General features: G+C 71.3%; 7 protein-coding genes. 6 read left to right on the top strand and 1 reads right to left on the bottom strand.

All coding sequences use genetic code 11. The features are described 5' to 3' along the window. A partial coding sequence (locus tag LQV45_RS10790; RefSeq protein ID WP_230007017.1) for a histidine kinase occupies positions 1-762 on the bottom strand: 762 nt, incomplete at its 3' end. A 308-nt stretch (positions 763-1,070) separates the two neighbouring features. On the opposite strand from LQV45_RS10790, the gene pstC reads away from it, so the two are divergent. From pstC to LQV45_RS10820, 6 genes are all read left to right on the top strand, one after another. Beyond that, positions 1,071-2,171: a phosphate ABC transporter permease subunit PstC gene (pstC, locus tag LQV45_RS10795; protein ID WP_230007018.1), complete on the top strand. Its 1,101-nt coding sequence runs from the start codon at positions 1,071-1,073 to the stop codon at positions 2,169-2,171. 8 nt (positions 2,172-2,179) lie between these two features. After that, complete coding sequence (gene pstA / locus LQV45_RS10800; protein ID WP_230007019.1) at positions 2,180-3,448, top strand: phosphate ABC transporter permease PstA; 1,269 nt, start codon at positions 2,180-2,182, stop codon at positions 3,446-3,448. Next, the gene (locus LQV45_RS10805; protein ID WP_230007020.1) at positions 3,445-5,100 is read left to right on the top strand and encodes a phosphate ABC transporter substrate-binding protein PstS; all 1,656 of its coding nucleotides are present in this window, start codon (positions 3,445-3,447) and stop codon (positions 5,098-5,100) included. The genes pstA and LQV45_RS10805 overlap by 4 nt, the downstream gene beginning before the upstream one ends. Further along, complete coding sequence (locus tag LQV45_RS10810) at positions 5,097-7,799, top strand: hypothetical protein (protein ID WP_230007021.1); 2,703 nt, start codon at positions 5,097-5,099, stop codon at positions 7,797-7,799. The genes LQV45_RS10805 and LQV45_RS10810 overlap by 4 nt, the downstream gene beginning before the upstream one ends. Before the next feature lie 138 nt (positions 7,800-7,937). Continuing rightward, positions 7,938-9,155, top strand: coding sequence for a hypothetical protein (locus LQV45_RS10815; RefSeq protein WP_230007022.1), 1,218 nt, complete (start codon positions 7,938-7,940; stop codon positions 9,153-9,155). Positions 9,156-9,279: 124 nt separating this feature from the next. After that, on the top strand, positions 9,280-10,669 hold a 1,390-nt coding region (locus tag LQV45_RS10820; protein ID WP_230007023.1), incomplete at its 3' end, for an Ig-like domain-containing protein.

Genomic DNA, 10,669 nt, shown 5'->3' on the forward strand with positions numbered 1-10,669 from the left:
CAACCCCGCCAGGTGCTGCCCGGCGACGTCGTGCAGCTCTTGGGCGATGCGCGCGCGTTCCGCCTCCTGCGCCCGCCGCACCCGGGTCTCGTGTTCGCGCGTCGCCGCCTCGGCCTCGGCGCGCGACACGGCGAGGCGGCGGGAGCGACTCCCCCACCACACCCCCAGCGCTGCGCCCCCCACGACGATGCCGATGAACGCCACACTCTGCGCCGCGAGAAATGCCAAGACACGGTGCACGTCGGCCCCGGTGGACGCCGCCCAGATCGCGAACGACAGCAGGTGCGCGGCGCTCACGCCGAGGACGGCGAGGGCGGTGCGTCCGAGGGACCGACGCGCGGCGAACAGGAACAGCGCCATCGCGACCGGCAGCTGCATTCCCGTGAGCCAGAGGGGGATGCCGAGGAGGAAGGCGAGCGCGAGGTACGCGGTGAGGCACCCACCGACGCCGACCGCGGGCCACCTCGCGCTCACCGCCAGGCTCGACGCCTGGACCGCACACCCGATCAGGATGACGGCGACCACCGCGGCGAACGGGAGCGGCAGGTTCCAGGCGTCCGGGCCCTCGGCTGCGAGCGCCACGGGATTCGACAGCACCTGGATCGCCACGGCGCCGAAGACGATGCCACCGAAGACGATCGGGGCACGACGGCTCGCAAGCACCCCGGCGAGACGGTCATCGGATCGCACGGGCGGCGGTGCGTCGATCGGAACGAGCGGCACGGCGACGCCGTGCGGACGGAGAACGGATCGGGTGGACATGCGGGTTCCTTCCGAGCACGGACATGCTCCCACGGCGGGACGAGACGAATTCAACCGATCCGTCATCCGTTCGGACGAAGTTCTCCCCAGTCCGCCCGGTGGGGTGGGAGTCCGCGGATAACCGGGCCCGAAGCCTGAAATCCGCGCGTCCCCCAGGCCCGCCGCCCCTCGAGGCGGACCATACTCCCCGGCGGGACGAAGGGACGAGATCACCCGGGCAACGTTCACCTGCTGTTCGCTCCCCTCGCCCCGCACGTTCGCCGACCATCGGCGGGGAACGCCCTCGCCGGGCGACCCCGCCCTCGCGCATGATCGCTCCGTCGCCGCCCTTCGGCGAGCACGCCCTCCCCGAGAGACCCGAAGCCATGGCATCCACCCGCATCGTGACGTCCGACGAAGCCGACACGACCCCCGCGTCCACCGACGCCGTCGCCGAGGCGGACGCTCCGCGCAAGCTGTCGCACCCCCGCGGCCTTTCCGACAACGTCTTCCGCGTCGGCGCGCACGGTGGCGGCGTCCTGGTACTCGCGATCATGACGCTCGTGGGGATGTTCCTCGCCGTCCGCGGAGCCCAGGCGATCGCGGTGGCGGGCCCGTCGTTCTTCACCGAGCAGGACTGGGAGCCCAACTCCGGCAGGTTCGGCATCGCCGCCGTTCTGTTCGGAACCGTGGCCATCGCCCTCATCGCGATCTCGGTCGCCCTGCCCCTCGCGATCGGCACGGCGACCTACATCTCCGAGTACGCGCCGGACGGTCTCCGGCGCATGCTCATCGGGACCGTCGACCTGATGGCGGCGATCCCGTCGGTCGTCTACGGCCTGTGGGGGTTCTTCTGGCTCGAGGGCAACGTCATCCCGGTCGCCCAGTGGATCTCGACGTACCTGGGGTGGATCCCGATCTTCGCGGTGCCGCAGTTCGACCCCGGCGACCCGCTGGCCACCCCCACGGTGTTCACCGCGTCGGCCTTCCTCGCGGGTCTCGTCGTGGCGATGATGGTGGCCCCGATCGCCGCGTCGATCATGCGCGAGGTGTTCAGCCAGGCTCCCGTGGGCGAGCGCGAGGGCGCGCTGGCGCTCGGCTCCAGCAAGTGGGGCATGATCCGCAACGTCGTCTACCCCTTCGGGTTCGGCGGGATCGTCGGCGGGACGATGCTGGGCCTCGGCCGCGCCCTCGGCGAGACGATCGCGGTCTACATCGTGATCAGCCCGATCTTCGTCATCAACTGGCACGTGCTCTCGACGGGCACGAACTCCATCTCGTCGCTCGTGGCTCTGCGCTACGGAGAGGCGTCGGAATTCGAGCTCTCGGGCCTCATGGCCGCGGGGCTCGTGCTCTTCCTGATCACGATGGCCGTCAACTTCCTGGCGGGCATCATCATCCAGCGTTCGCGCTCGGGCGCGGCGAGCTGAGGTTCCCCATGACGACCATCCATGACACCGCGCGACCGGACGCCCCGGCGACGCCCACGCGGCGCACGTCGCTCCCCGCGCGCTCCGGGGGCCACGATGCCCACCCCGAGCAGCAGCGCACCCTCACGCGCGTCCGCCGGGAGGACATCCTGCGGATCGTCGGCGCCGCCGTCGCGGCGGTGGGAGCGACCGCCTGGCTGTTCACCCAGGTGCTGCCGATCGAGGGCGGACTGCCCTTCGTCCTCATCGCGTACGGGCTGTTCCTGCTCTTCTTCGTCGTGCTGATCAGCTTCGACGACGACCGGGTGACGATCACCGACCGCGTCTGGGCCGTGGTCATCCACTCGGCCGCCCTCGTGCTGCTCCTCGCGCTGGCGGTCGTGGTGGTGTTCACGCTGGTCCGCGGGTCGGATGCCTTCCTCCAGCTGAACTTCTGGACGCAGGACCTGTCGCTCGCCGGGCCGCTCGACCCGCTCACCACCGGCGGCATGCTCCACGCCGCGCTCGGGACGCTCATCATGATCGCGTTCGCGCTCGCGATCGCGATCCCGCTGGGTCTTCTGACCGCGGTCTTCCTGGCCGAGTTCCCCTCGCCGTTCAGCCGGGTCGTGCGGACCGTGTGCGAGGCGATGACGGCGCTCCCCTCGATCATCTGCGGCCTGTTCATCTACGCGACCTACATCCTGACCTTCGGCTTGGACAAGTCGGGGTTCGCCGCGAGTCTGGCCATCACGATCATGATCCTGCCGATCATCGTGCGCTCCGCCGACGTCGTGCTGCGCCTGGTTCCGCAGACGCTGAAAGAGGCATCGCTGGCGACCGGCGCCTCGCAGTGGCGCACCATCTGGCACGTCGTGCTGCCGACGAGCAAGTCGGGACTCATGACGGCGATCATCCTCGGGACCGCGCGCGGCATCGGCGAGACCAGCCCGGTGCTGCTCACCGCCGGCTACACGACGTTCATCAACCTCAACCCCTTCTCGGGTCCGATGGTGTCGCTGCCGTTCGCGACGTTCACGCTCGTCAAGAGCCCCGAGGCATCGCAGATCGCGCGAGGCTTCGGCGCGGCCGCCGTGCTCATGGTGCTGGTGTTCGCGCTCTTCCTGCTCGCCCGCATCCTGGGCGGCAAGGGAGCGGGCCAGCTCTCCCCGCGCGGTCTCGCCCAGGCCCGCGCCGCCTCGGCCCGCGACGCGGCTCGCTTCGCGCGCCGCTCCGCCGACCCGACCGTGGATGCCACGGCAGCCCCCGCCGCACGATCCGACGGAGCCCCTTCATGAACCGCTTCCGCCTCTCGCTCGTGGCCGCGACCCTGGGCGTCATCCTGATGGGCCTCGGCGTGTTCGGCACGCTCACGCCGGCGCAGGCCGTCGGCACCGTGCACGCCTCGATCGTCGGATCGGGTTCGACCTGGTCGGCGAACGCGCTCCAGCAGTGGATCCGCAACGTGTGGGCGAACTACCAGTGGAAGATCACCTACACCGAGTCGGGGTCGACGCAGGGCCGCAACGACTTCGCCAACGGCTCCGCCGACTTCGGCGTCAGCGAGATTCCCTACGCCATCTCGAACAGCAACGAAGCCGACGTCCGCCCCGCGCGCGGGTTCGCCTACATGCCGATCGTCGCCGGTGGCACCGCGTTCATGTACAACCTGCAGATCGGCGGCAAGCAGGTCACCAACCTGCGCCTGTCGGGCGAGAACATCGCCAAGATCTTCACCGGCGCCATCACGGTGTGGAACGACCCCGCCGTGCAGGCCGACAACCCGCAGCTCGCGCTCCCGGCGACACCGATCGTGCCGGTGGTCCGCTCGGACGGCTCGGGCACGGCGGCGCAGTTCAGCATGTGGATGCGCCAGGAGCAGCCCGCGGTGTGGGACGCCTACTGCGGCAAGGTCGGGCGCCCGTTCGTGAACGGGCACTGCGGCGTCACGAGCAACTACCCCACGGTGCCCGGCAGCGGGTTCGTGGCACGCTCCGGCGCCAACGGCGTGGCGGGCTACGTCGCCCAGGGGCACGCGGTCGGCGCGATCACGTTCGTGGAGTACTCGTACGCGCTCAACGCCCGCTTCCCCGTGGTGAAACTGCTCAACAGTGCCGGATACTACACCGAGCCGACCGCGCAGAACGTCGCCGTCGCGCTGCTGTCGGCCCAGATCAATCAGGATGCCGGGTCGACCGAGTACCTGACACAGGATCTGTCGCGGGTGTACACGTCGGGAGACGCGCGCACATACCCGCTGTCGAGCTACAGCTACATCATCCTGCCCACCGCCGAAGAGTCGAACTTCACCGAGGACAAGGGCCTGACCCTGGGCGCGTTCGGGGCCTACTTCCTGTGCGAGGGCCAGCAGCAGGCCGAGACGCTGGGCTACTCCCCGCTGCCCGTGAACCTCGTGACCGCGGCACAGGGCCAGCTCGACCGCGTCCCCGGCCGAGACCCGGCCGACTCGCGGTTCTCGGTGGCCTCGTGCAACAACCCCACGCTCGACCCCTCCGACCCGAACGGCAACGCGCTGGCGAAGACGGCTCCCTTCCCCGAGGAGTGCGACCGCGTCGGCACCGTGCAGTGCAGTCGCGGCACGGGCGGGGCGCGCGACGTCGCGACGGGCTCGACCTCCCCCGACCCCGCTGCCGCGGACGCGACCGGCGGTGACGCTGCCCTCGCCGCGGCCGCCGCGGCAGGAAGCTCCGGTGCCGCCGCAGCCGGCACCGCTGCGGCACTCGCCGGCGGCACGCGCCTGAGCGCCGACGTCACGCTCGCGAACGCGACACCGCAGACCTTGCCGGTAGCGGCGTCGGGAGTCCTCCCCGCCCTCGCGCTCGGCGCCGCGGCCGCCGGGCTCGTGGTCGCCGCCGTCGCTCCGCCGCTGTGGGCCGCACGCGCCCGGCGCACCCGGCGCCGTTTCCCCCTCGATCGGAAGACGACATGACCCGCTCCCTCTCGCCCCGCCCCCGTCGGCGCGCCCGCATCGCCACCGCGGCGACCTTCGTGGTGACCGTGTGCCTCGGCCTCGGCGTCGCCGCGACCCCGCCGGCCTCATCGCCCGCGACGGCCGCCGAGACCGGCTCGGCGGTGACCGTCGCGTGGGCGGGAGGCAACGACCCGGCGGTGCAGAAATACCAGGTCGATCACAAGAAGACGCTCACCGACGCCTCGGGCGCCGACGCCGGCGGCGGGCACTGGGACGACTTCAAGAACCTGAAGGTCGCGGTGTCGAAGACCGCCGGCCTGCGCGACGAGGCGATCGTGGTCACGGCGACGGGGATGGCGCCGACGTCGTTCTGGAACAGCACCGAGACTATGCCAAGCAACTTCCTCCAGCTCATGCAGTGCTGGGGCGATGACCCGCTGGCCGCAGACTTCGCGGAGACGTGCCAGTTCGGCGCGTGGTCGGCAGAGACGGGGAACGACGCGGCCGGCGAACAGATCGCGAAGGTGCTAGGAAGCGGTGCGGCTACCCGCGGGGGCGAGGAACTCGTCGACGCACTCCCCTTCCGCACCGTTGCGGGTGTGAAGTCGAAGCCCGAGCAGATCAATTTTAAAGGGTCTCAACGCACCATCACCGGTACCGCACGCTTCTACTCGGCGGCGAACTCGAACGAAGAGCCGATCGCCTACGTGGGCGCCGACGGGGCGCGGACGTCCTTCACGGTGCAGACCGCCGGAACCCAGCCCTATCTCGGCTGCGGCACCCCGCAGCGGACGCGCTGCTGGCTCGTCATCGTGCCGCGCGGCGTCCACTCGGGCGAGCGGGCCCACGACGACCCGACGGCGCTCACGTGCTTCCCTCCCGTCCGGGGCGGCCGACCGCACGGCCAACAGACGCTGGCACAGCTCGGTTCGCCGGTCGACCCCGACTGCGGGTTCTTCGACAACCGCCTCGTCGTGCCGCTGGACTTCGCCCCGCCGACCTCGGGCTGCGCGGCCGGGGCGCCCGAGTCGCGGCTGGTCGGCAGCGAACTGCTCGCCGAAGCCATGGGCTCGTGGCAGCGCGGACTGTGCGCCAGTGTCGGCACCGCCTACAGCCTCACCACCAGTTCGGGCGGCGTCACCCGCGACCAGTTGCTGACCGGGCGCGCGACGGCGGCGGTCACCGCGAATCCGGTCACCGCCGACACGGTCGGCGAAGCGAATAGGGCGCTGGTCGACGACGCGCGGGTACGGTACGCGCCGGTCGCCAATGCGGCATTGACCGTGTCCTTCGTCATGTCAAAGGTGGAACAGATCGGGGACCGCCCCCCGCGGATCGTGGTGTCGCGCGATATCAAGATCACCCCGCGTCTGCTCGCCAAGGCCCTGACGCAGTCGTACAACTACGATGTTCCGTGGCTCGACGGGCGACCGCGGGTTCTCCCGCTCCCGGCGAACCCTCTGTTGCTCGCGGGCGGGCGCGACGTGGCGGATCCGGAGTGGTTCGCGCTCGGCAATCCCGCGCCCCTGGATCACCCTGGACACTTCGTGGTCACCGGCCCGCAGGGCGAGGATGCGACGCAGGCGCTGTGGCGCTACATCCAGGCCGACGCCGATGCCGCCGCCTTCCTGCGCGGGGAGCCCGATCCCTGGGGCACGCGCATCAATCCGTACTTCCTGCCGGCGGGGCACCCCGACGCGAAGGGGGGCGGGCTCGCGTACGACCTGTCGCGGGATCCGATCGACACCGTCCCGCGCGCCGACCAGACGCGGTTCCCCGAGGCCACCACGCCGGCGGAGGAAGAGGAACTCAAGACCAGATACCGCGGGCTCCAGGTCGACTCGGTGGGCATGATGCCGTACTCCGAGAGCTTGACGGCGAACGCCGCGCGCATCGCCCGCACCGACACGAAGTTCACGAACCAGTGGGATCCCGCTAAGGACAACGGGGCCGCGTCGCCCACGGGAGGCTGGGTGCCCGTGCTCCCCCACATCGGGGGAAACCGGTTCACCATGGGGCCGACCGATGCCGCCTCCGCTGCGCGGTTCGCGCTCGACAGCGCCGCCCTTCCCCTTCCTCTCGCCGCGCGCACGAGTAAAGACGACGTCGCCTCGGCGCGCACCTGGGTCGCCCCGACCGCGACGTCGATCGGCAACGCCGCCCGAACCCTCACGGGCAGCGACCCCGAGACGCTGCCGCAGATCGACCCGCGCACCGTCGGCGCGGACGCCTACCCGCTCACGGTTCCGCTCTACGCGGCGGTCAACGTCGCCGGCCCCGCGCTGGATACCGCGCAGCGCGCGCGCCTCACCGAGTTCCTGGCGTACGTCGAGACCACCGGGAACCGCCCCGGCTTCGCCCCGGGCGACCTGCCGGAGGGGTTCGCCCCGCTCACCGACAGCCAACGGGCGCAGAACGCCGCGGCGCGAGAGAGGATCACGAACGAGGTTCCGGCCGAGACCGTTCCCCCGTCGAGTGGGGGCGCGGTGCCCCCGTCGCGACCGGCCGCGCCGTCTGCCGTCGCCGCGCCCGCCGCGGCGGTACCGGCGACCCTGCCCGCCACGGCTACCTCGACGGCGGGAGCGGCCCCCGCCGCCGCGGCCGCCGCCGCACCCTCGAGCGGGGCGCAGCCCGTCCTCGGGGGCGCGCTGATCGCCGGGATGGCGGGGCTCATCGCCGCGCCGTTCCTCCTACGTAGGAGGACGCTCGGCGGCTGAGAACCGAACACCCACAGACATTTCGTTCGTCCCCGCGAACGAGAGCGGCCCCCCACCAGAACCGGAAAGTCACAGGTGAGGGGCCAGGCCCCACGCAGGGCGCCATAAGGGGAAACGCTAACCCAAGGAGAAGTTGCAATGCAAACGAACACTCGTCGTCGCGCCGTCGTCGCCGCTGCCGCTGCCGCGGCCGTCGCGCTCGGTGCGTTCGGTGCGGCCGGTGCCGCCAACGCCGAGCCCGTCGGCTCGCCGACCTTCCGCTCGCTCGCGGGCGTCGGTTCCGACACCACGCAAGACCTGTACAACGGTCTGAGCCAGGTCATCACGAACGCCGGCGGCACCAAGCTGCTCGGCTCGTACAACGCCACCAACCCCACTACGGGTGCGGTCAACGACGCCATCACCACCAAGAGCGGTGGCACCACCTTCGACCGCCCCAACGGCTCGAGCCAGGGCGTGTCGGCGCTGAAGTCGGCCAAGGACGCCACCACGGTCTTCCGCGGCAAGAACCTCGTCAGCACCGACGTGCAGTTCGCGCGCTCCTCGAGCGCCGCGACCTGGGTCTCCGGCGGAACGTACGCGTACGTTCCGATCGCGCTCGACGGCGTCACCTACGCCAAGAACGCCGCCGGTGCCGCACCGAGCAACATCCCGCTCGGCACGAGCACCGGCCAGGACACCGACGGCGACGGCATCCTCGACCTGACGCTGCGCAACATCTACACGCGTGGCGCCACCACGACGCTCGAGGACGCCGCCAACACCACCTTCACCGTCGGCAACCAGGCCTCGGGCGCCCAGATCGTGCCGTTCAAGCCGCAGTCGGGCTCGGGCACGCTGTCGTTCTGGACCAGCACGATGGGCGGTTCGCTCGGCTCGATCGTGTCGGACTCCTACACCGACGGCTCGGGCTCGCACCAGGTGCAGGAGCACGACGGGGCGGTCACGGCGGCCGTCACCAACGCCATCGTGCCCTTCTCGATCGCGCAGCACATCGCCCAGGGCAACAGCGCGACGCTGCTGACGTCGTACACCGTCACGGTCGCCGACCGTCGTGACGGTGCCGTGCTCGGCCAGATCAACGGCGTCGCTCCGCTCGCCTCGGGTGCGCTGAACACCGCGTTCCCGGTCGTGCGTCCGGTCTTCACCGTCGTGGAGTACGCCGAACTGGCGACCAACACCAACCTGCGCAACACCTTCCAGGGCGCCACGGCCGCGGCCTACACGGCCACGCGCCCGAGCGACCCGTCGAAGCTCGTCATCAAGGACTTCGGCTTCGGCAACCTCGCCGGCGGCGTGACCATCGGCAGCACCACCTACAACCCGGGTGACACCACCTCCTTCCGCACCAACTGATCCCGTGGGGCGGCTCCGGGCCGCTCCCACACCGGTGGCACCCGCCCTCCCGGCGGGTGCCACCGGCCCACGTCTCGACTCGTTCCGTTTCCGCACCCGCCCTCCTCTACCCGAAAGAACCCGCATGAAACGCTCCCGCAGCCTCCTGGCCGCCACGCTCACCGCCGCCGTGGCCCTGTCCGCTCTCGTCGCCGCGAGTCCCGCCGCCGCCGCGACCCTGAACCCCTCCAACGAGATCAACGGCGGCGCCTACACCTTCACGATCGCCCCGTCGAGCGCGTCCGGAATCGACCCCGACGCCGGAGAGTCGGTGCTGAAGCTCGGTGTCGCGTCGCTGAAGGTCGACACCGGCTGCCCGGAGGGCTACCGCGCCTCGTCGCGGACCTACATGGTGACCCCGGACGGGATCGAGACCGCCCTGGCCGTCATACGCGAGAACCAGGCGGCTCCCGCCTGGGGCCTTCAGGGGAAGCCGATCACGCTGACGAGCCCGTATGCCGCGACGTTCGAGCACCTCGACGAGCGCACCTTCCCCACCGGGATCAACCGGCTCGTGATCACGTGCGACCCCGAGATCGGCGACACCTCGAACCCGATCGGCGACGCGAAGTACTTCGTCGCGTTCATGGAGGTCGACCGCGCGACCGACTCGTGGAAGCAGGTCCCGCGCCCCGCCGCCACGCCCGACCCGCAGACCGCCACGAGCACCACGCTCGCCGCCTCGGGCACCTCGGCCACCGCGACGACCCTCTCGGCCACCGTCGCTCCCGCTGCGGCCACCGGCACGGTCGCCTTCACCCAGAACGGCACCGCCATCGGTGAGGCGCAGGTCACGAACGGTGTCGCGACGTGGAGCGCGACCGGTCTGACCGCCGACACCGAATACACGTTCGGCGCGCAGTACCTCGGCGACACGGCCCACCTGACGTCGACCGCGACCGCCATCAACGTCCGCACGGCCGCCGCCCCCGTCGTGATCGACACCGCCGAGACCGGCGTCACCGTGTCGGTGCCCGCGGCATCCACGGCCCCCGAGGGCCTGAAGATCACCGCCTCGCCGAGCTCGGTGCAACTCCAGGGCCCGACCGAGCGCGCTGTCGGCCAGTCGTGGGTCGCCACGGGCTCGCTCGGCACCGTCACGGTCACCGACGCGCGCGCCGACGGCTCGCGCACCGCGTGGTCGCTGTCGGGGCAGTCGTCCGTGTTCACCTCCTCGGCCGGCACCATCGGCGCGAGCGCCCTCGGCTGGACGCCGTCGCTGCAGAGCGGTCCCGGCGCCGCGGGAGCGGCATCCACCGATCTCTCCTCCGCCCGCCCCCTCGTCACGGGCGGTGCCACGACGGGGAACCCCGTGACCACGTCGGCGGCCGCGGCCCTGACCCTCACCGACCACCTCGACGAGGACGTCGTCGATTTCGTTCCCAACTACGACAACCAGCTGACCCAGCCGGACGTGCTGCCGGCCGCGTTCCCCAACCTGCTGGTCAACGGCGCGACGGGCATCGCCGTCGGCA

Source organism: Microbacterium sp. Bi128 (assembly GCF_918698205.1).